Origin of the sequence: Haemophilus sp. CCUG 66565 (genome assembly GCF_001679495.1) — a bacterium.
Lineage (GTDB): Bacteria > Pseudomonadota > Gammaproteobacteria > Enterobacterales > Pasteurellaceae > Haemophilus > Haemophilus haemolyticus_K.
In genome coordinates this window covers 25,783-46,728 of record NZ_LZOX01000013.1, presented here as the reverse complement: position 1 = coordinate 46,728, position 20,946 = coordinate 25,783, and the positions used below count along the sequence as shown (strand labels likewise).

The following is a 20,946-nucleotide window of genomic DNA, read 5'->3' as shown; positions in this document are numbered from 1 at the left end:
TATGGCTACGATAACTAAAATTGATATTACTGAGAATTTAATTGAAAAATATCAGTTACCTAAAAATGAAGCAAAAAAAGTTGTAGAAAACTTTTTTGAGGAAGTCCGGGTATCACTTGAATCTGGTCATGATGTAAAATTATCAGGGTTTGGTAACTTTGAATTACGTAATAAAGCTTCACGTCCAGGACGTAATCCTAAAACTGGAGATGTAGTGGCAGTTTCTGCTCGCCGAGTGGTAACATTTAAACCAGGGCAAAAGTTACGTGCTCGTGTAGAAAAAACTAAATAGTAAGCAACAAAAAGTGCGGTGAATTTCTACCGCACTTTTCATATGAAAAGGTATGAAAGTATATAAATCATTTTTAATCGCTACTGCCTCGCTGTTTTTATTCGCTTGTTCCAGCTTTCAAAACGATGATTATGCGATGAACTATAAAGGTCAAATCGGTGATCCTATTATGGCCATAGCCATGTTGAGCGAACAACAACATGAATGGGCGGGTACACCTTATGTGCTCGGTGGTGTTTCACGTCGTGGCGTAGATTGTTCCGGTTTTGTGCAGAAAACTTTCTTTGATCGTTTTAATCTTCGTTTGCCAAGAAGTACAACTGAACAAGCTAATTATGGTAAACATGTACGCAAAGAAGATATTCAAACGGGTGATTTAATTTTCTTTAAAACCGGTAGAGGTCCTAATGGCTATCATGTGGGAATTTATGTAAAAGAAGATAAATTCCTTCATGCTTCCACCAGAGGGGGCGTCGTCTATTCTTCAATGAATAACCCTTATTGGTCGAAAGCCTTCTGGCAAGTCAGACGGATTTAAAAAGTATAATGCTGGAATTTTCCAGCATTTTTTATAATGATTTTTTTCAAATTTGGGAGATAAAATGTCCTCAAACTTAACCGCACTTCAAATTCAACTTGAAATTTTACGTCTTATTCCAAAAACACGTTTTATTACCGCAGAAGAAATCTTACAAAAACTTGCTGATATTGGTGTTCAACGTGATATTCGTTCAATTCAACGCCAGCTAGAAAATTTGTCTCAACAGTTTGAAATTGAGCGTGATATGCGTGATAAACCTTATGGCTACCGATGGAAATCAAATGCTAAAGGCTTGGATTTACCAATTTTAAATGAACAGCAATCACTTGTGCTTATGCTTGCTAAACAATATCTCAATGGCATTTTGCCTTCTAGCATTATGAGCTCAATGGAAGCGTTCTTTCAACAGGCCGAATATAATTTAGTTTATGACAGCCATAAAAAATCAGGGGCAGAATGGCTTAATAAAGTTGCTATTGCGCCAACTAGTCAGCCGTTATTACCTGCCAAAATCAATCCAGAAATTTTTTCTCAAATTAGTACCGCACTTTATCAAAATCGATTTTTACAGGTGCATTATCGAAGTATCCACGGTAAAGAACATAAGGCTCAGGTCAAGCCATTGGCTTTGGTACAACAAGGGCCAAGTAGCTATTTAGTCGCACAATATGAGAATGGCGATATTTTACACTTGGCTTTGCATCGTTTGATTAAGGTAACAGTGAGTACAATGATATTTGAACGCCCTGATTTTAATTTGAAATCTTATGTAGGAAGCCAAAAGTTTGGTTTTACCTATGGTCGAAAAATTCGATTAACTTTCTGCATTAATAAAGATATTGGTGGCTTTTTAACAGAAACACCATTATCAACCGATCAAACAGTAAAAGATTTTGGGGATGATTATGAAATTTCAGCAACAGTGATCGAAAGCCAAATGCTGGAGTGGTGGATAGCTCACTTTGGTGAAAATTATCAAGAAATTGAGCGTATATATTTAGAAGAAACAGTATAACGACATAAATTGTCGCTTTGTGCTTTATGATAAATCTATCTGAAGAGAGGACATTCAAATGAAACAGATTGTGTACATTGATATGGATAATGTGATGGTAAATTTTCCATCAGGTATTGCAAAGAGAGATAGACAGGTTGATGAAATCTTGAGAGTTAGAGCATAAATTAATTCAAGGTAAACATATGGGAGATTTTCAGTTAATTAGCCGTGGAGATGGATTTTATATAAATTATGAACGTCCATGCTTTTCTAATATTGGTCAACCAATAACTCAAGTTGCGCCAATTTATCATCATTATATAGATATAGAAGAAGTAAAGACGTTTATTGAATATAAAATGTTTTCAAATTTTTTTGATTATATAAAAAATATTTTATTTGGAAGTAGTTTTCCAAAAAATAAATCTTCTTCTTTAGAAAAAATCTTAGAAGATATTATAGATTATAAAGATGAGGAAGTTATAGGCGATCTAGTTAATGTATTATTTACATTAGTATGTTACGGCGATATTTATATTTTATTTGATTATGAGATATATGCTGAAAAAATTAGCAAAAGTAAAATAGATGTTAGAATAAATGATTTATATGATTTTGTTAGTAATGCAGTTGATCTTATCAACCTAAATAATTATTATGCAACTAATTCAATGAATTACATAATGAATTCTGTTTATAAAGAAACAGAATTAACCCAGAAAACTTTAAACTATTTAGATAAAAAAATAAATAAATTAATAAGAGATACTAATTTTTGTCAATCAGATATTTTTTCTATTGTATTAGTGAAAAAAGAAACTGGTTATACTAAGATTTTTACTAATAGTCATAGCATTGAATTTAATTCTTATTTTAAAAACCTTCCAGTAATAATAAACAAGAAAATAGAAGATGAAAAAACATCAATAAAATTTAATGACAAGATATATTGTTATGAATTTAATTTAAAGCAAGGTGAAGAGGTTTATGTTACTGGTAAATATAAAGATTTATTAGATAAAAATCCTATGTCTATATCTTGTGTAATTTATATTTATTAGTATAATTCTAATCGAAAAAAATCCATTAACCAAACAAATACGGAGAACATAGTATGCATCCTGCATTAAAAATAAAACTTAAAGAAAAGTTACTTCCCTTATATGATGAACTGTACATGGAATTTGGGAATGAGGCATTTAAAGAGCATCTATCACCTTTTTATGTACAAATTGGTAGTGAATGGAAAGAAAATCACGGATTGCTTTTTGTTGGAAAAGCAACAAATGGCTGGGGGATTTCTTCTAGTGCAGAAGAATTATTTGCTGATTTTACTAATGAATCAGAAGATCCCTTAAAATGGGTTGAAGATCAAAAGGGAAATGATAGCGAGTACAACACTTCAAAATCTGCTTTTTGGAGAGTTACTGAAAATATTGCTCACAGTTATTTTCCTCAAAATTGGTATAAATATATAGCATGGTCCAATTTATGTAAAGTAGCGCCAGCAGATAAAGGAAATCCAAATAATGCTGAATTTTATAAACAGAAAGATATTTGTAAAAAAATATTATTAACAGAAATCGATATTTTAAAACCTAAAGTTGTAATCCTTTTTACATCTGATTGGGATATTTTAGATCTACCTAGTGGAAAATATATTTCAGAAGAAAAATGGGGTAATACATCTTCAATTCTGTATGAATTAAATGGTGTTTATTATATTCATAGTGCTCACCCTCAAGGAAAAATAGAAGAAGATCATAAGAATGCAATAGAATCATTAATTAAAAAAATAGATAATAATTAATGTTATATGTGATAATAAATGCGTAGTTTGAAATCCCTTTCATAAAAATGAAAGGGATTTTTTATTACTTATATTTTATAGCGACATAAAATGTCGTATGTTTAATTATTATTCTTGTAAAGAAAAAATAAAAAAAGAGGTTTTACATGAATAAAAAAGAACAAGAATTACGTGATGTTTGGGAAAAATCAGATAAATTTTTGAAAAAGATTTTATATGCAAATATTGTGGGAAACTACGATATTCTTAGTTATAGCCGAACACATCAGGATTTTATTGAGAAATTTGACTACATAGAAAAATTGAAGAATCTGAAATCATTGATAATACAAGATATTGATTTCTATAAATTTAATTCAATTCCTGAAAATTGGTTACCACTTCTAGAGCAAATAGAAGAGTTATATATAGAATCACATAGCTTTAAATTATTTCCTTTTGAACGATTAAAAAATATAAAGAAATTAACTTTAGGTTATTGTAAAATTAGTAATATAAGAGAAATTGAAAGTTTAACTAGATTAGAGGAATTAAATGCTTATGAAATAAATTTCAAAATAGATAAGCTAATTAATTTAAAGAAAATAAAAATAAAATCACCAAAGATTGATGATTTAAAAAATCTGAAATATATTACTAATTTGAAATCTCTATCTATATCTGGCAGTAGAGTAGATCGTAGCTTTAATAAAGTTATTAGTAATTTAAATCAGATAAATGAACTGGATGTCAGTTTCTGTTATAATTTTGATTTTAATTGTTTATATAAATTAAAAAATCTAAAACATCTAAATATAGGACATATCTGGGAGCCAAGTATAAAACCTATTATACCTATTGCATCTAATTTAGAAAGTCTTAATCTTGAAGGTAATATATTTAAAGATCTTCATTTATTAAAGAAATTTAACAATTTAAAAAGTTTAGATGTTAGCCAATGTAATGTTGATGGCTATTTAGATTTTGATTTTCTTAAGTCATTAACTAAATTAGAATTTCTTAGATTTGATGATAATACTAATAAAATAAAAAATTTTTACTCAGTAAGATTTTGTAAAAATTTAAAAAAAATTTCATTTGAATACTCTAATTTAGACAGTATTAAGGGTTTGGAGTATTGTAAGCATTTGGAATGGATTAATGCAACTTGTTGTAATATAAAGTCTTTATCATCTTTAAGAAAATTAAATAGTTTGAAATATGTTTATCTTCAAAATTGTGGAATAACCAATATAGAACCATTAAGAAATCAAGTTAATTTAATTGAACTTGATTTATATGATAATCCAATTGATGATATATCACCATTAATAAATGTTCTAAGAATAGAGTATCTGAGTCTAGGCGGTTATAGAAACTCTAAAACAATTAATGATTTGTCAGTATTAATAGATAAAGTTTATTTAAAAGATTTAGATTTAGTAAATCAAAATATTCAAAATATCTCATTTTTAGAAAAAATGAAAGAATTACAAGCACTAAATTTATCTGGTAATGCACTTGATGAAATTGAAATAAAAAAACTTAAAAAGTTAACAAAATTAAAAGATCTTAATGTTTCAGATTGTAATATCAATAATATAAGTTATATATCTAGATTAACTAATTTGGTCTGTCTCAACTTAGATGGAAATTCAATAAAAAATTATCATCCATTACTTTCATTGAATAATTTAAAATATTTAGAGTTAGGTTTGAATATAGAGGATTATTCAATATTTACTCATAAAAACTTTCCACATGGGTATAATTGGAGATTTTTACAAAAAAATAATGATTAATAAATTAAGTTAGCTACCATAAAAACTTAACTAAGTTTAATAGATAAATGAGCTAAAATAAGTTTAGTTTTACTCCTTGAATTAGGATAGTAAAGACAATTTATATTGTTACGAATTGATAATGGAGAAAATATGACAAAACCAATTTGCGTAGTATTAACCGGTGCTGGCATTAGTGCCGAAAGTGGTATTCCAACTTTTAGAGCAGAAGATGGTTTGTGGGCAGGGCATAAAGTAGAAGAAGTTTGTACGCCCGAAGCCTTAAAGATAAACCGCGCAAAAGTATTAGAGTTTTATAATGAACGACGTCGTAATGCTCAAGCTGCAGAGCCTAATGCAGCACACTTAGCTTTGGTTGAATTGGAAGAATTTTATGAAGTTCATATAATCACTCAAAATGTGGATGATTTACATGAGCGAGCGGGAAGTACTAACGTACTCCATTTACATGGTGAATTGAATAAAGCGCGCAGTAGTTTTAATACTGATTACATTGTTCCATGTTTGGGTGATCAACTGTTAGAGGATAAGGATAATCACGGTCATCCAATGCGTCCACATATAGTCTTTTTTGGGGAAAATGTACCAATGTTTCCTAAAGCAGAAAAGTTAGTGAAAAAGGCAGATATTGTGATTGTTATTGGCACTTCATTACAAGTTTATCCAGCTAATGGATTAGTAAATCTAGCTCCATACGGTTCACTTATCTATTTGATCGATCCTAATCCCAATACAGGATTTGTTCGTAAGAAAGTGATTGCAATAAAAGAAAAAGCGGGTGAGGGCGTTCCTAAAGTGGTCGCCGAGTTATTGGAGAAAATTAAAAAATCATAGAAAACTGACCGCACTTTTTAAACAAATAGCGATTTTTATGTTGTTATTTTTTAACGACACGAATTGTCGCTATGCTGTGCTATTTTATTGTTTATTAATTAACGAGAAATGTATGCACCCCGTAATTGAATTTTATTTAGAGCAAAGAAAAAACCAATATAATTTATCTTTGCAAGATGTTTGGGCGATGCCCAAAAGAATTATTGGCGATGCTTATTTTTATATTCCTTGGCTTTTACCTGTTACTGAAAGTTCCAAATGGAATCGTTCAGTACCGGTTTTTAACGAAGAAGATCTAGCTATTTTTATTGGAGATGAAGTAATTCAAAATAAATATTTACATTCTATTGATATTATTCTGGATTACTTCTGTTTATATCGTGAAGATAATAAAATATTCCCAAAAACAGAATTGAGTGAACGTAAAGTTTGGCTACGTAATATCGGGCATGAAAGTAAGAAGATTTCCCGCATCATTCGTAGTTTAAATTATTGCGGTCATCCTGAGTTGGCTAAAAGTTTACAGCAACTGGCAATAAAATTAGGTCAAGAAAAAGGCGTAATTCAAGAAGAAACAATGGAAATTTGGGCAAATCTACTTCAACAATAAGGATAAAATGATGGTAACAGAAGATTTTAAAAAAGTGGCAGTATCCTTCGCTGGAGGAGATGGCGGAAATCCTAACTCAGATGTTTGGTTTTGTGGGTTAGAATGGGGGATTGGTGATGAAGCTTCTCCTGATGATTTTTATAAGAAATTTAGTTTAATCCCTAAATTAATACCGCACTCTTGGTTAGAGGACGATTTTGATGGTAGTTGGACTACGCAATATAATCAAAAATTATGTTGGTTTTTGTGGTATTACTATAATTTAGATTGGAAAAGTGGTGAAAGCTATGAGTATTTTGTTAGTACTTATAATGTGCTTTATCCACAGGGTATTGGTTTTAAACTAAATATGTTACCAATCAATTTCAAAAATAGAGCATCAATTCAATGGAATGAACAATTCATTAAGATGACAGGATTTGAAACATTCGATGAATATAGAGAATGGTGTGTTGAAAATCGTGGTGCTTTTTATCGTCAACTTATAGATGAATGTAATCCTAAAGTGATTATTTGTACGGGAGTCACTGAAAAAGATAACTTCTTTAAATTTTTTACTGGAGAAGCCGTATATGAAACTAAGGCGTTGAAAGAATTTAATATCTTCTATCGCAAGTACAATGATACTTTAATTTGTGTTTGCCCATTTTTTGGTGGCCCAAATGGCATTAATTCTTACGAAAAAATGGAAGCATTAGTAGAGTCAGTAAAAGAATTATGTAAATAATTTTTTTATTAAGTTTAACGTTGATAGATAAATAGCGACTTCGGTCGCTATTTATCATTATTTATCTTGCTTATGTTTAAGCATATGCATAATAAGTCTAATAAGTGTTTCTTTTTGTTTCGGATCAGATTCTGCCACTAATAAAGTGAGTGCTGCAAGCCCAGTATCATTGATAATTGGGTATCCATTATGCTCCAACAAACGCCCATTTCTATGTAAGAAATCTACAAATAAAAATGCGCCACTACGTTTGTTACCATCTGAAAAAGGATGATTCTTGACGACAAAATAAAGTAAATGCGCTGCTTTTGCTTCAATGCTTGGATAAGCGGGTTCACCAAATACACTTTGATCTAAATTGCCTAGAATCGCAGATAAGCCATTATCTCGTTCACGTCCAAACAGATCACTTGCTTCACCTTTTGCCATCAGCTGTAATTTTAACTCTGCTAGTGCAGAACAAGCCTCAGCATAAGTCGGTAATGTACCGCCTTGCTGTGTTTGTGGTTCGGCAAGTAAACCTTCATCATATTGTTGTAGCCATAAAAACGTATGCGTATAACGGCTGACTATATCCACTAATCCGCGACCACTTTCTAGCGTTAATTCCGATGAATTTGCCGTTTTTTGAATAAGCGCAAGTGCTTGTTCTAATTCGTGAGCATTTTGCTGTAAACGTTTTTGGTTAATGGTATAGCCTTGAGTCAGATATTCTTTTAAACGTGCAGTTGCCCAAATTCTAAAATTTGTTGCAGACTTAGACTTCACTCGATAGCCTACAGAAATAATAGCATCCAGATTATAATGTTTAACCTTACGAGTAACTTGCCTTTTTCCTTCTTGTCGAACTACCGAGAAATCCTCGGTAGTTAAATTTTCATCAAGTTCTGCTTCATTAAAAATATTTTTTAAGTGTAGGCTTATGTTATCTGAGCTAGTATCAAAAATATTTGCCATTTGTGCCTGGGAAAGCCAAACGGTGTCATTTTCAAATCTCACTTCCACTTGCGTTGTGCCATCTTGAGCTTGGTAAATTTCAATCGGGTTTTGGTTATTCATATTATTTTCCTTAATAACTTACATGTATATATAACTAGATAAATATGCATATTGCAATACAGATCATCTTATTTGCAAAAAATCTTCTAAAAATAACCGCTTTCAACATTCGCAAACGACACAAGTTGTCGCTTCCTTTCATATAATTTCTCCATAAAGAGAAATTCTTTACTTCTTACATATTTATAAAGCCTTTAATTAAGAAAAAGGAGCAAATAATGGCAATGAAAGTAATTATGGCAAGAGATCCACTTTTTGAGGATGTAAAAAAATTTGTTCAACAACAAAAAGTTGCATCTTGCTCAATGATTCAACGCAGATTTATGTTAGGTTTTAATCGAGCTGGACAAATTTTAGAACAGTTGGAACAAGCGGGTATTATTTCATCAATGAAAAATGGACAGAGAAAAGTATTATGAAAAATGATTTGAATTATGCAGTGGAGCTTATTCGCAAAGCGGATGGCATTTTAATTACAGCTGGTGCGGGTATGAGCGTGGATTCTGGGCTGCCCGATTTCCGCAGCGTTGGTGGATTTTGGAATGCTTATCCTATGTTTAAAGAACATAATATATCTTTTGAAGAGATCGCGACGCCACTAGCTTATAAGCATAATCAGGAACTTGCCTATTGGTTTTATGGACATCGATTAGTTCAATACCGAAATACTCTTCCTCACGAAGGGTATCAGATTTTAAAACGCTGGGCTGAAGATAAATCTCACGGATATTTCGTTTTTACGAGTAATGTTGATGGGCATTTTCAAAAGGCTGGTTTTGATGATAGCTATGTTTATGAAGTACACGGTACTTTGGAGCGTCTTCAGTGTGTCAATAATTGTCGAGGATTAAGTTGGTCTGCATCAAGTTTTCAACCTGTCGTGGATAATGAAAACTTATGTTTAACCAGTGAAAAACCACATTGTCCTTATTGTGGGGGCTTTGCTCGTCAAAATGTACTAATGTTTAATGATTGGAGTTATGCAAGTCAATATCAGGATTTTAAAAAAGTGCGGTTAGAATCGTGGTTAAAAGAAGTGCAAAATCTCGTCGTTATCGAACTGGGAGCAGGGAAAGCCATTCCAACTGTGCGTCGCTTTTCTGAACGTACGGCGAAAGCAAAAAAGGGTGGGTTTATCCGTATTAACCCACAAGATGCAGGCGTGCCGAAAATGCATTTTTTAAGTCTCGAAATGAAGGCGTTAGATGCCTTAAAAGCGATTGATAGTCTTCTAAATCCTTCTCAACAAGCGGTTGAATAATGGAAAATTTTTGCGAAATTACCTTCTGTCAACAAATTGGAAGTAACAAGCGACACAACCAAGATGCCCTTTTTAATGGCGAGTCGGTGTTTCAATATAAACTCAAAACAGCTGAAAAACGCCTTGAAAACCGACCGCACTTTATTGTGGGCGTGGCAGATGGTATTTCCAATAGCAATCATTCTGAAAAAGTGAGCAAATTGGCAATGCAATTATTAAGCCAAATGAAAAGCATAAACCGTCAAACGATCTATGATTTGCAATCTTGTTTATCAGCAGAATTGGCTGAGGATTATTTTGGCTCAGCAACCACGTTTGTGGCTGCAGAAATTGATCAAATCACTCGTAAAGCCAAAATTCTCAGCGTAGGAGATAGTCGTGCTTACATAATTGATGCACAAGGTAAATGGCAACAAATTACGCAAGATCATTCTATTCTGTCTGAATTATTGGCCGATTTCCCTGATAAAAAAGAAGAAGACTTTGCCACAATTTATGGCGATGTTTCTTCTTGTTTAGTCGCCGATTATTCCGAATTTCAAGATAAAATTTTTTATCAAGAGATTGAAATTCAGCAAGGAGAAAGTTTATTACTTTGTTCCGATGGATTAACAGATGGACTTTCAGAAGAAATGAGAGAAAAGATTTGGAAACAATATGATAATGATAAATCTAGATTGACGGTGTGTCATAAATTAATTGCGAAACAAGGGTTTTATGATGATTTTTCAGCGATTTGTTGCCATTTTATTTTTGACTAAAAACACACTAAAATTATTTTTCTAGATTGAATATGATTCAGTGAAATTTAACTAAAAATAAGGAAAAACTATGTTTGAAAAAATTGAACCTACTAATATTCGTTTTATTAAGCTGGGAAAAAACGGGTGTTGGGAAGAAAAAAGCATAACGAAAGAAAATGTGATTCGTTTAGGTTATGAATTTGAGCCAGGAACTAATATGCATGAAGAATGCCTTAATGATAAATGGGATAAATGTTGAAAATATTGTATGGAACATTGGAGCAAAGATAGTGGTGCGGTTACAAGACATGTTAATCAAATCAGAGATTTCTATACGTTGGATGAAAATACGCTTTGGATTACATTTTATGGTAGAAAGCTTTACTGGGCGTTCTGTGATAGTACTGTGCATTTAGATGAGGATCAAACTAGATGGCGCAAAGTGAAGAGTAATGGGGGAACATGGTCTTGTCTAGACAGAAATGGTGATGAACTAACAATCGATAACCTTGATGGCCGTATAACTCAAGTTGGGGCATTTAGAGGAACGATTTGTGATGTTAAATTCAAAGATTATTTGATCCGTAGAATAAATGGGGAGGTTATTAAGGAGGTCAAAAATGCGGATAAACGTTTTAAGATATTAGAATCCTCTGTTGAAAAATTGATTAAAGGTTTATGGTGGGGAGATTTTGAGCTTTTAGTCGATCTTGTTTTTTCTAGATTAGGGTGGCAACGATATTCTGTTTTAGGTAAAGAACAGAAAGAAATTGATCTTGATTTATATTCGCCTTCGACGGATAAAAGAATTTTTGTACAAATTAAATCAAATACAGACATTAAACAGTTACATGAATATATTTCAAAATTTAAAAATAAATACAATTCTGAATATTCGGAAATGTATTATATTTATCATTCAGGTTTAGAAAATATTAATAAAGAGCAAGTTGAAGCTTATCAAGATGAAGGAATTAAGCTAATAAATTGCCATAAAATGGCTAAACTTGTCATTAGAGCAGGCTTGGTTGAATGGTTGATTAATAAACGCTCTTAAATAATTTCGCCTAACGACACAATCCGTCGCTATCCTTTTTAAACTATGCTCAAACCTATTAGGTTTGAGCATTTTTTATTGGAGTGATGATTATGTCTAAATTCAAACTTAACCCACCATCAGTTTCCCCTTATACCGAAAAATTAATGCTGCAACTTTTATTAGAGCATCGAGGATTTTTAGAGGTTTTTCATGAAAATGTTTGGCACTATGACGATATTGCAGCGGCTTTAGGTTTACCGAGTGAAATGGAGCGTTGCGATGATTTTCGTTCGAAAGTAAAAAAATTATTACAAGCACGAAATAAAACGTTGCCAAAATTGACCGCTCTTTGCGTAAACGAGAATTCAATTATTCAACAAAATATTGATACGCTGACCCAATTATTATCATTGAATACTACTGAGCAGACGCTTTTCCATTTATCGGTTCAGCTACGCTTAGATGAACCATTGAAAAAATTGAGCGAGGCATTACCAAAATCTAATTTGGTAGGGGTAAGTGAGTTATTATCAAATTTATTTGGTTTGCCAAAGTCGGACATTATTTCTGCCTTAAAAGATAAGGGAAAACTATTAGGTTATGGCTTGCTTGAACGAAACTATAATCCAGATAGGTTCCATGACTATTTGGATTGGGGAAAAATGTTAGATTTTGATGAATTCATCTCAGAACCATTAAATGAACAGGTGTTATTAAAAGTTTGTACAAAACCAGCTATTGAGCCTAGTTTGAGTTTAGAAGATTTTGCTTATTTAAACGAGATGAAAACAATGATGCTGGATTATCTTCAGTCCTCATTTGCTACTCATAGAAAGGGGGCGAATATTTTAATTTATGGTGCACCTGGTACAGGAAAAACAGAGTTTGCAACGTTATTAGCAAAAGCAGTGAGTGTTTCGGCGCATAATATTACTTATATGGATGAAAATGAAGAAGTGATCCGAGCGGAGGAGCGTTTGAATAAATGCCGTTTTGCGCAAAAGGTGTTAGAAGGGCAATCTTCGTTATTGATTTTTGATGAAATAGAAGATGTTTTTCGTGCCGGTTTTTTTGAGCGTTCAGTAGCGCAGAAAAATAAAGCTTGGATGAATCAATTATTGGAAAACAATAATGTGCCGATGATTTGGTTATCAAATTCGGTTTTTGGCATAGATCCTGCTTTTTTACGTCGCTTTGATCTTATTTTAGAAATGCCAGATTTGCCATTGAAAAATAAGTCAGCACTGATTACGCAACTGACTGAGGGAAAATTAAGCCCGGCCTATGTGCAGCATTTTGCTAAAGTGCGGTCATTAACGCCTGCGATTTTAAGTCGCACAATTCGGGTGGCAAAGGAACTCAATACGTCAAATTTTGCGGAGACGTTGCTTATGATGTTTAATCAAACGTTAAAATCGCAAAATAAACCGAAAATCGAACCGCTTGTTTTAGGCAAAGCCGACTATAACTTAGATTATGTGGCTTGTAATGACAATATTCATTGTATTAGTGAAGGATTAAAGCAGTCGAAAAAAGGGCGAATTTGTTGCTATGGTCCGCCGGGAACAGGGAAAACTGCTTGGGCAGCGTGGCTTGCGGAACAGTTGGATATGCCTCTATTGTTAAAACAAGGCTCAGATTTACTTAATCCTTATGTGGGAGGGACAGAACAAAATATTGCTCAAGCCTTTGAACAAGCGAAAGCGGATAACGCATTATTAGTGTTAGATGAAGTAGATACCTTCTTATTTTCTCGAGAAGGGGTAAATCGAAGCTGGGAACGTTCTCAAGTGAATGAAATGTTGACTCAAATTGAACGCTTTGAGGGGTTGATGGTGGTATCAACAAATTTAATTGAAGTACTTGATCCGGCAGCCTTACGCCGTTTTGATTTAAAATTGAAGTTTGATTATTTAACGCTCAAACAACGTTTAGATTTTGCTAAACAACAAGCAGAAATTTTAGGGTTGCCGTTGTTATCAGAAGAGAATTTAAATCAGATTGAATCGCTTAATCTGCTGACGCCTGGGGATTTTGCTGCAGTGGCTCGTCGTCACCAATTTTTCCCTTTTCAAAAGGTGCAAGATTGGCTGATGGCACTACAAGGAGAATGTGAAGTAAAACCAGCATTTTCTGCAACGACACGACGGATAGGGTTCTAATCATTTTTTATTATAGCCAGACGAAAGTCTGGCTATAAAAACCATACGCTATGCGTATGGAGCCAAATAGCTTAACCGATGAACAGAAAAAATCCTCACTATATAATGAACAAGGCTGACAACCAAAATTCAACATATAGGAGGATTATCATGGTAAGTAAAACCAATGACGATTCAAGTCTATCACACACAAAATGGAACTGTAAGTATCACATTGTATTTATCCTGAAGTACAGAAGAAAAGCAATTTATAGAAAGTTAAGAGCAGATATAGGTCAAATATTGAGGCAGTTATGTGACTATAAAAATGTGGAGATAATAGATGCCAGCCCCTATCCATATGCTCTTAAAAATCCCACCTAAAATATCAGTATCAGGTTTTATGGGCTATCTGAAGGGGAAGTCAGCACTGATGATTTTTGAAAGACACGCGAACTTAAAATATAGATATGGAAATAGGCATTTCTGGGCGAAAGGATTTTTTGTAAGCACAGTAGGGTTAAATATAAAAGTGGTAGAGGATTATATAAGAAACCAAGAAAAAGAAGATATGGTTCAAGATAATTTATCAACGAAAGAACATGTTGATCCCTTTAAGGGGTAACCAAGGAAATAATTAGACGCGGTTGTGAGTTCTCACAACAAGCCCCTTGAGGGGCTTGTGAAGTATAGGCCCTTATAGGGGAGCCTAAAAACCGCACGTTTTACGTGCGGATTGTTATTTACTAGAATTATTTAGCTGCTTTTAATTCTTGATAATATTGTTCATAGAATTGAATTGCATCGCCAACGTCATCTTGCCAGTGACTATTTTTTAATACATCAGCTGGTGGATAAATCGCTGGATCTTCAGTGATTTCTTTTGGTAATGCTTTTTTCGCTTCTAAGTTAGCTGTTGGATAGCCAATTGCTAAGGTTAATTTTTCTGCAGCTTTAGCACCTAACATATAGTTAATAAGTTTATGTGCGCCATCTGGGTTTTTAGCGGTTTTAGGAATTGCTAAAGTATCAACCCAAAGTACAGGGCCTTCTTTCGGGAATACCATGTCTAAAGGTGCTTTTTCTTTTTTAGCAATACGTACAGAACCATTCCATAATTGACCCACTTCAACTTCACCTGAGATGAAAGAATTCGCTGGGTTATCAGAATTGAAAGAAAGCACGTTTGGACGTAGTTTCAATAATTCTTCATAGGCTTGTTTGATAATTGCTGGATCTTGAGTATTTGGATCTTGACCAATTTTCAATAAAGCGATGTTGAATACTTCGCGTGCATCGTCTAATAACTGAACTTTGTTTGCAAATTCAGGTTTCCACAAGTCAGCCCAAGAAGTGAATTGAGCGCCTTTATAAGTGTTGGTATTGAATGCAATACCTGGTGCACCTAATAATTGTGGAAGAGAGTATTTGTTACCTTTATCATAAGGTTTATCAAGCCAATCAGGGTCTAATTCTTTAATAACAGGTAATTTGCTGTGATCGAGCTCCATTAACATGCCTTCTCTAGCCATCTTAGAAACAAAGTAGTTAGATGGTGCAATCACATCATAGCCACCAGCAGCACCTTGAGTTTTGAGTTTTGCATACATCGTTTCGTTTGATTCTAGGCTTGAAACGATAACTTTGATGCCAGTTTCTTTAGTAAACTCATCTAAAAGACCATCTGGTACGTATTCAGTCCATGTGTAGAGGTACACGGTGTCATTGGCAGTAGCCGGAGATTTTGCAGCTTCAGCTTTGCTATCTTTATCATTACAAGCAGTTAAAGTTGCAGCTACTAAGCCTGCAGTAATTAAACCTGCGAATTTTTTCATTTTTGTTTGTTCTCCGTAAAGAGTCGTAAAAAAACCACCTGTCGAATGACAGGCATAAAAAAACGCCTTGATTGTGCGTCAAGGCGTATTCTATTTTAAATTCAAAGGTTTGTGAAACCTTTTGTTTATTAATGGTTATTTTTTCGTGTAATTAGCTGGCTTAAAACGACAAGAGCCAGTGAAAGCACAATCATAATAGTTGCTAAAGCATTAACTTCAGGTGTTACACCAGTTTTCACTAGAGAGAATATTCTCAATGGTAAGATTTCATAACTTACACCACTGACGAATGATGAAACTACAACATCATCTAATGAAATAGTGAAACTTAATAACCAACCAGATACAACTGCAGGTAATGCTAAAGGAAGGATAATTTTACGTAAAATAGTCACTTCGCTTGCGCCTAAGTCTTTCGCTGCTTCTAACATTCTAGAATCAAAGCCATTTAAGCGAGAGAAGATAGTTACGGTCACATATGGTAAACAGAATGTCACATGAGCTAGTAATAAAGACCAGAAACCTAATGAAATACCGACAACCATAAATAACGCGAGTAAAGATACTGCCATTACAATATCTGGTGACATCATGACGATAAATAACATGCCGCTTACCGCTTGTTTACCGCGGAATCGATAGCGATAAAGTGCGATTGCAGTTAATCCACCTACAATTGTAGCTAGTGTAGCCGCAAAAAATGCAATAGTTACAGAATGAATCGCGGCTTGTATTAAGGTGTCGTTATTAAATAAACGCTCGTACCAGTTCCAGCTAAAGCCTTTCCAACTTAAACCATAACGATCTTCGTTAAAGGAATTGGTGACCAAAATAATAATTGGGATATACAAATAAGCGTATACCACAAACATAAATACATTACGTAGTAAACGACTCATTATTCTAACTCCACCTTCTTATTCAATAGTTTGTTTGCGCGGTAGTACACGAAAATCAACAATGCCATTAGAACAGTTAAACCAATACTGATTGCAGAACCAAATGGCCAGTTACGAGAAATTAAGAATTCGCTCTTAATTACGTTACCAACAAGCAATACTTTTGCTCCGCCAAGTAAGTCTGCTACGTAGAACATTCCCATTGCTGGTAATAACACTAATAAACATCCTGCGATAATGCCTGGCATTGTTAGTGGTAAAATAACACGGAAGAAACGTTGGAATGCATTTGCGCCTAAATCTCTTGCAGCCTCTAATAAGCGACCGTCTAATTTTTCAATCGCAGAGTAGAGTGGCAAAATCATAAATGGCAATAGTAAATAAACTAACCCAATGATTACCGCAATTTCTGTATTCAAAATGCGAATTGGTTCACTCAAAATTCCCATGTCCATCAACATAGTGTTAAGTACACCTTTCACACCGAGAAACACTTTCATTCCATAAATACGGATTAATGAGTTTGTCCAGAATGGTAAAACCACAAGGAACAATAAGAGCGGTCGATATTTAGGATTAATTTTGCTCATCATGAAAGCAAATGGATAGCCAACTAATAAGCAAATAATGGTAGCTATGCCCGACATATACAATGAATTCCACACAACTTGTGCATAAAGCGGATTAAACAAGTTTGTGTAGTTTTCAATTGTGATTGGGAAAGCATAAAAGTCGCTACCGTCTCTAGTCAGAAAACTTACGGCGAATACCAATAAGTTTGGAATCAACACAAAGAAGATGAGCCAACTGAAGATAATCGCAACAGTAATTTTCTGGAATTTATTATTGATTATCTTCATCGTTGAGAACAACCTCCCAGCCTTCATGCCATGTGATGCCTACGCGTTGACCTACGCTATGATCCATATGTGGATCGTCTTCGTTAAAGAATTCACTTACAAGTACACGCATGCCATTATGATCAAATTCTACTGTTGATTCTAATGTCATTCCTTTGTAAGTGCGGTCAACAATGTGGCCGATAATTGCTTTAGAATGTTCATTTTCATCTAATTCTTCAATCACAATATCTTCAGGACGAAGTAGTACTTGAAGTTTTTGATCTTTCTCAACAGGCATGTCTGTGTAAATATCACAAACTCGACCTTCAACATTAGCGAGTACAACTTGTTCTGATTTACGTTCAATCACAGTCGCTTCAAATACGTTAATTTCGCCAATGAAACGAGCAACGAATAAGTTCGCTGGATCTTCATAGATTTCACGTGGAGAACCATCTTGTGCGATTTTACCTTTACGTAATAACACGATACGATCAGACATTGTAATTGCTTCTTCTTGATCGTGGGTGACGAAAATAAAGGTAATGCCAAGCTGACGTTGTAACATTTTGAGTTCATTTTGCATTTGTTTACGCAATTTGTAATCCAATGCAGATAAAGACTCATCAAGTAACAACACTTTTGGTTTATTTACTACGGCGCGAGCGATGGCAATACGTTGTTGTTGTCCGCCAGAAAGTTGGGTTGGCTTACGATCTGCCATCTCTTCTAGCTGTACCATACGCAAGGCTTCTAAAACACGCGGTTTAATTTCATCGTTTGGTACTTTTTGCATACGCAAACCAAAAGCCACGTTCTCAAAAATTGTCATATGTGGAAATAGTGCATAGCTTTGGAATACCGTATTAATATGACGTTTTTCCGCTGGCACATTGGTGATATCTTCACCGTCTAAAATAATGCTACCTGAATCCAATTCTTCTAAGCCTGCAAGTAAGCGCAAAACTGTGGTCTTACCACAGCCTGAAGGGCCGAGAATAGTGACAAATTCACCGTTATTAATTGTAAGATTGAAATCGTTAATAATGGTGTTAGAACCATAGGATTTTTTGATTGAACGAAGCTCAATAATAGGCTTGTTTTGAAGCTGATTTTCCACTAGCTTTGGTTTTCTCCCTAATTTCACCAATGATTTGGTACTGAGTAGAAATAAAACCTGCAAGACTGCAGGGGCGACATATAAAAATAGACGCCTATGATATAGTGAATTATTAATAATTAAAAGGACTTAATGCCTTAGAAAGTAAAAAAACTGCCGTTCATAAAAATAACGAGAAATTTAACCGCACTTTCGATGAATTTTACTTCGTTAATTTTATAAATATTGTTATATATCAAGATGTTTTCTATTTTTCTCGTTAAACTAAAAAAGATATTTTTAAAAGGAGCGAGAATATGATTTCTCAAATAGATAAAACAGAACTTTTAGAACGATTTTTACATTATGTGTCTTTTGATACCCAATCAAAAACCAATGCTAAGCATTCCCCCAGTTCTGTCGGGCAAATGAAGTTAGCCATGCAGTTGCAAAAAGAACTCATCCAACTTGGTTTAGAGAATGTTGAAGTAAGTAAATATGCAGTTGTGACAGCATTTTTACCCGCTAATGATCCTAACTTAACGAAAACCATTGGTTTAATTGCGCATCTTGATACATCTCCGCAATGTAGTGGTAAAAATGTACGCCCTGAAGTGATAGAGCAATATCGTGGCGGAGATATTGCATTAGGTATTGGCGAGGAATTTATTAGTCCTGTTTACTATTCTTTTATGCAAAAATTGGTAGGGCAGACTCTGATTGTTGCCGATGGAACCACTTTGCTTGGGGCGGATAATAAAGCGGGAATTGCAGAAATTATGACCGCACTTTCCATTCTTCAAAAAGAGAATATTCCTCATTGCAATATTCGCGTTGCTTTTACGCCTGATGAAGAAATTGGTTTGGGTATCCATTATTTCCCAATGGAAAAGTTTTACTGTGATTGGGCATATACCATTGATGGGGGAGAAGTAGGGGAATTAGAATACGAAAACTTTAATGCTGCCACGGCAAAAGTGCGGTTTTTCGGGCGGAGTATTCATCCTGGTTACGCAAAAGGAAAAATGGTGAATGCACTGACTTTAGCTTGCGAGTTCCATCAAGTTTTTCCAGTTGATGCAGTACCAGAAAAAACAGATGGGAAAGCGGGCTTTTATCATTTAGAAGATTTTTCTGGCGATATTGAGCAAGTAGAGCTCACTTATTTAATTCGTGATTTTGATGAGCATAATTTCGCACAAAGAAAAGCTTTTATTAAAAGTCAGGTGGAAAAATTTAATGCTAAGAAAGGTTTGAAAAAACCTATTGAGTTAGACATTCAAGATAGCTACCAAAATATGTATGATGTGGTAAAAAATGTTCCTCAATCAATTGAACTTGCTGATCGCGCAATGAAAGCGGTAGGGGTTAAACCAAGTCATAAGCCGATTCGAGGCGGTACAGATGGGGCATTTTTAGCATCTAAAGGTTTAGCATGCCCGAATATTTTTACTGGTGGCTATAATTTCCATAGTAAACATGAGTTGGTTTCTTTACAAGGCATGGAAAAGACGGTCCAAGTAATTATCGAAATGTTGAAATGTAAAGATCTGTAAAGATCTGTAAAGAAGCGTAAAGATTTGTAAAGAAATGTAAAGATTTTTCTTGCTATTCTTTAGATTAGTCAATATAATGACCTCGTTTTATCGAGATTCCTTTGATAAAGCTAAACTTTAGAGATTTTATTCATAAATTCCTTTTTGATGCCCCTAATGATTTAGGGGCTTTTTTTTACCTATTGTAAATGCATTGTGTCATTTAGTTTTTCAAGGCTAAAGCCTTTTTCACTGTCATAATGCATGATGCTAATAGCAGTATTTAATAAAGATACTGATTTGTCTTTATCTCGGTGATTTTGCCAAGTTGCGCCATTGAGTAAAGCAATCAATAGACGCAAGGTATGGCCATGCGATACCACTAAAATATTCCCTTCTTGATGAACTTTAATAATGTCTTGTAAAGCTGCAATGGCTCGTTTGGCTAGTTGTTCATAAGTTTCTCCACCATTAGATTCAGCTTTATAGTTTGCAGGATCATTAATCATTTGTTGGAATTCGGGTAAAGGTCGGATTAGTTCTAGATTTGTTCCTTCCCAACTACCAAAATAATGTTCATTTAATCCACAATGTTGGAATAAGGGAATGTCTCGATCGCTAATAATATAATTGGCTGTGTCAATGGTTCGTTGTAAACAACTCGAATAGGCCGCAATAAAATCGACATTTTGTAAAGCTTGCCCAGTTTTTACCGCACTTTTAATGCCTTCTTCTGTTAATGGAGAATCTCCACTGCCTTGCATCAATCCTTGTTCGTTCCAAACAGTGCGGCCGTGACGAATAAAGTAAAAAGTAAGTTGTTTTTTCATTTTTAGGAATATTTATTGGTAAGGTTTATACCTTAAGTGAGAAATGTAATATTAAAAAGGGCGCTTAAAAA

22 protein-coding genes and 2 pseudogenes are annotated in these 20,946 nt (G+C 33.9%); 18 read left to right on the top strand and 6 right to left on the bottom strand.

What is annotated here, in order from left to right:
• Nucleotide 1: 1 nt before the first annotated feature.
• The 10 genes and pseudogenes from A9501_RS03850 (at nucleotide 2) to A9501_RS03810 (ending at nucleotide 7,592) form a co-directional block, all read left to right on the top strand.
• Nucleotides 2-292 carry an integration host factor subunit alpha gene (locus A9501_RS03850; RefSeq protein WP_048953654.1) on the top strand — a complete coding sequence of 97 codons (291 nt, stop codon included), beginning with the start codon at nucleotides 2-4 and terminating at the stop codon, nucleotides 290-292.
• A 52-nt stretch (nucleotides 293-344) separates the two neighbouring features.
• Entirely contained in the window at nucleotides 345-830 is a 486-nt protein-coding gene (locus tag A9501_RS03845; RefSeq protein ID WP_046950270.1) for an NlpC/P60 family protein, read from the top strand.
• Nucleotides 831-894: 64 nt separating this feature from the next.
• Nucleotides 895-1,848 carry a helix-turn-helix transcriptional regulator gene (locus A9501_RS03840; protein WP_065264963.1) on the top strand — a complete coding sequence of 318 codons (954 nt, stop codon included), beginning with the start codon at nucleotides 895-897 and terminating at the stop codon, nucleotides 1,846-1,848.
• A 58-nt stretch (nucleotides 1,849-1,906) separates the two neighbouring features.
• Nucleotides 1,907-1,978: pseudogene (locus tag A9501_RS09905) on the top strand (5' nucleotidase, NT5C type); the annotation flags it as partial.
• Nucleotides 1,979-2,033: 55 nt separating this feature from the next.
• Entirely contained in the window at nucleotides 2,034-2,891 is an 858-nt protein-coding gene (locus A9501_RS03835) for a hypothetical protein (RefSeq protein ID WP_065264962.1), read from the top strand.
• 53 nt (nucleotides 2,892-2,944) lie between these two features.
• Entirely contained in the window at nucleotides 2,945-3,640 is a 696-nt protein-coding gene (locus A9501_RS03830) for a hypothetical protein (protein WP_065264961.1), read from the top strand.
• Nucleotides 3,641-3,786: 146 nt separating this feature from the next.
• Nucleotides 3,787-5,421: a leucine-rich repeat domain-containing protein gene (locus tag A9501_RS03825; RefSeq protein WP_065264960.1), complete on the top strand. Its 1,635-nt coding sequence runs from the start codon at nucleotides 3,787-3,789 to the stop codon at nucleotides 5,419-5,421.
• Nucleotides 5,422-5,553: 132 nt separating this feature from the next.
• The gene (locus A9501_RS03820; RefSeq protein ID WP_065264959.1) at nucleotides 5,554-6,255 is read left to right on the top strand and encodes an SIR2 family NAD-dependent protein deacylase; all 702 of its coding nucleotides are present in this window, start codon (nucleotides 5,554-5,556) and stop codon (nucleotides 6,253-6,255) included.
• Nucleotides 6,256-6,367: 112 nt separating this feature from the next.
• Nucleotides 6,368-6,865 carry an opioid growth factor receptor-related protein gene (locus A9501_RS03815; protein WP_065264958.1) on the top strand — a complete coding sequence of 166 codons (498 nt, stop codon included), beginning with the start codon at nucleotides 6,368-6,370 and terminating at the stop codon, nucleotides 6,863-6,865.
• A gap of 10 nt (nucleotides 6,866-6,875) precedes the next feature.
• Nucleotides 6,876-7,592: a hypothetical protein gene (locus tag A9501_RS03810; protein WP_065264957.1), complete on the top strand. Its 717-nt coding sequence runs from the start codon at nucleotides 6,876-6,878 to the stop codon at nucleotides 7,590-7,592.
• A 57-nt stretch (nucleotides 7,593-7,649) separates the two neighbouring features.
• On the opposite strand, the gene rhuM is transcribed toward A9501_RS03810, so the two are convergent.
• Nucleotides 7,650-8,651, bottom strand: a complete 1,002-nt coding sequence (rhuM, locus tag A9501_RS03805; RefSeq protein WP_065264956.1) for a RhuM family protein — start codon at nucleotides 8,649-8,651, stop codon at nucleotides 7,650-7,652.
• Nucleotides 8,652-8,869: 218 nt separating this feature from the next.
• Between rhuM and A9501_RS03800 the strand changes: the two genes are divergently transcribed.
• From A9501_RS03800 to tnpA, 7 genes and pseudogenes are all read left to right on the top strand, one after another.
• On the top strand, nucleotides 8,870-9,070 hold the full coding sequence (locus A9501_RS03800; RefSeq protein ID WP_005637831.1) for a DNA translocase FtsK: 201 nt from the start codon (nucleotides 8,870-8,872) through the stop codon (nucleotides 9,068-9,070).
• Nucleotides 9,067-9,912, top strand: a complete 846-nt coding sequence (locus A9501_RS03795) for an SIR2 family NAD-dependent protein deacylase (RefSeq protein WP_065264955.1) — start codon at nucleotides 9,067-9,069, stop codon at nucleotides 9,910-9,912. Before A9501_RS03800 ends, A9501_RS03795 begins: the two co-directional genes overlap by 4 nt.
• Nucleotides 9,912-10,673 carry a PP2C family protein-serine/threonine phosphatase gene (locus A9501_RS03790; RefSeq protein WP_065264954.1) on the top strand — a complete coding sequence of 254 codons (762 nt, stop codon included), beginning with the start codon at nucleotides 9,912-9,914 and terminating at the stop codon, nucleotides 10,671-10,673. Before A9501_RS03795 ends, A9501_RS03790 begins: the two co-directional genes overlap by 1 nt.
• Before the next feature lie 70 nt (nucleotides 10,674-10,743).
• Nucleotides 10,744-10,914, top strand: coding sequence for a hypothetical protein (locus A9501_RS09815; protein WP_252346345.1), 171 nt, complete (start codon nucleotides 10,744-10,746; stop codon nucleotides 10,912-10,914).
• A gap of 9 nt (nucleotides 10,915-10,923) precedes the next feature.
• Complete coding sequence (locus A9501_RS03785; RefSeq protein ID WP_252346346.1) at nucleotides 10,924-11,712, top strand: restriction endonuclease; 789 nt, start codon at nucleotides 10,924-10,926, stop codon at nucleotides 11,710-11,712.
• Nucleotides 11,713-11,804: 92 nt separating this feature from the next.
• Nucleotides 11,805-13,856, top strand: a complete 2,052-nt coding sequence (locus A9501_RS03780; RefSeq protein WP_065264953.1) for an AAA family ATPase — start codon at nucleotides 11,805-11,807, stop codon at nucleotides 13,854-13,856.
• Between the two features lie 150 nt (nucleotides 13,857-14,006).
• Nucleotides 14,007-14,460, top strand: a pseudogene (gene tnpA / locus A9501_RS03775) (IS200/IS605 family transposase).
• A gap of 127 nt (nucleotides 14,461-14,587) precedes the next feature.
• On the opposite strand, the gene A9501_RS03770 reads toward tnpA, so the two are convergent.
• The 4 genes from A9501_RS03770 to potA all read right to left on the bottom strand — a co-directional run bounded on the left by A9501_RS03770 (nucleotide 14,588) and on the right by potA (nucleotide 18,531).
• Complete coding sequence (locus A9501_RS03770; protein WP_065264952.1) at nucleotides 14,588-15,670, bottom strand: extracellular solute-binding protein; 1,083 nt, start codon at nucleotides 15,668-15,670, stop codon at nucleotides 14,588-14,590.
• Nucleotides 15,671-15,798: 128 nt separating this feature from the next.
• Entirely contained in the window at nucleotides 15,799-16,569 is a 771-nt protein-coding gene (potC, locus tag A9501_RS03765; RefSeq protein ID WP_048953659.1) for a spermidine/putrescine ABC transporter permease PotC, read from the bottom strand.
• Nucleotides 16,569-17,429 (bottom strand): spermidine/putrescine ABC transporter permease PotB, encoded by an 861-nt coding sequence (gene potB, locus A9501_RS03760; protein ID WP_005638601.1) that lies wholly within the window; start codon nucleotides 17,427-17,429, stop codon nucleotides 16,569-16,571. Before potB ends, potC begins: the two co-directional genes overlap by 1 nt.
• Nucleotides 17,413-18,531, bottom strand: coding sequence for a spermidine/putrescine ABC transporter ATP-binding protein PotA (gene potA, locus A9501_RS03755; protein WP_005645368.1), 1,119 nt, complete (start codon nucleotides 18,529-18,531; stop codon nucleotides 17,413-17,415). Before potA ends, potB begins: the two co-directional genes overlap by 17 nt.
• A 296-nt stretch (nucleotides 18,532-18,827) precedes the next feature.
• Here potA and pepT point away from each other — a divergent pair, with 296 nt between their 5' ends.
• Nucleotides 18,828-20,066: a peptidase T gene (gene pepT, locus A9501_RS03750; protein ID WP_065264951.1), complete on the top strand. Its 1,239-nt coding sequence runs from the start codon at nucleotides 18,828-18,830 to the stop codon at nucleotides 20,064-20,066.
• 179 nt (nucleotides 20,067-20,245) lie between these two features.
• Here pepT and A9501_RS03745 read toward each other — a convergent pair whose 3' ends face one another.
• Nucleotides 20,246-20,875, bottom strand: coding sequence for a histidine phosphatase family protein (locus tag A9501_RS03745; protein ID WP_065264950.1), 630 nt, complete (start codon nucleotides 20,873-20,875; stop codon nucleotides 20,246-20,248).
• Nucleotides 20,876-20,946 lie beyond the last annotated feature (71 nt).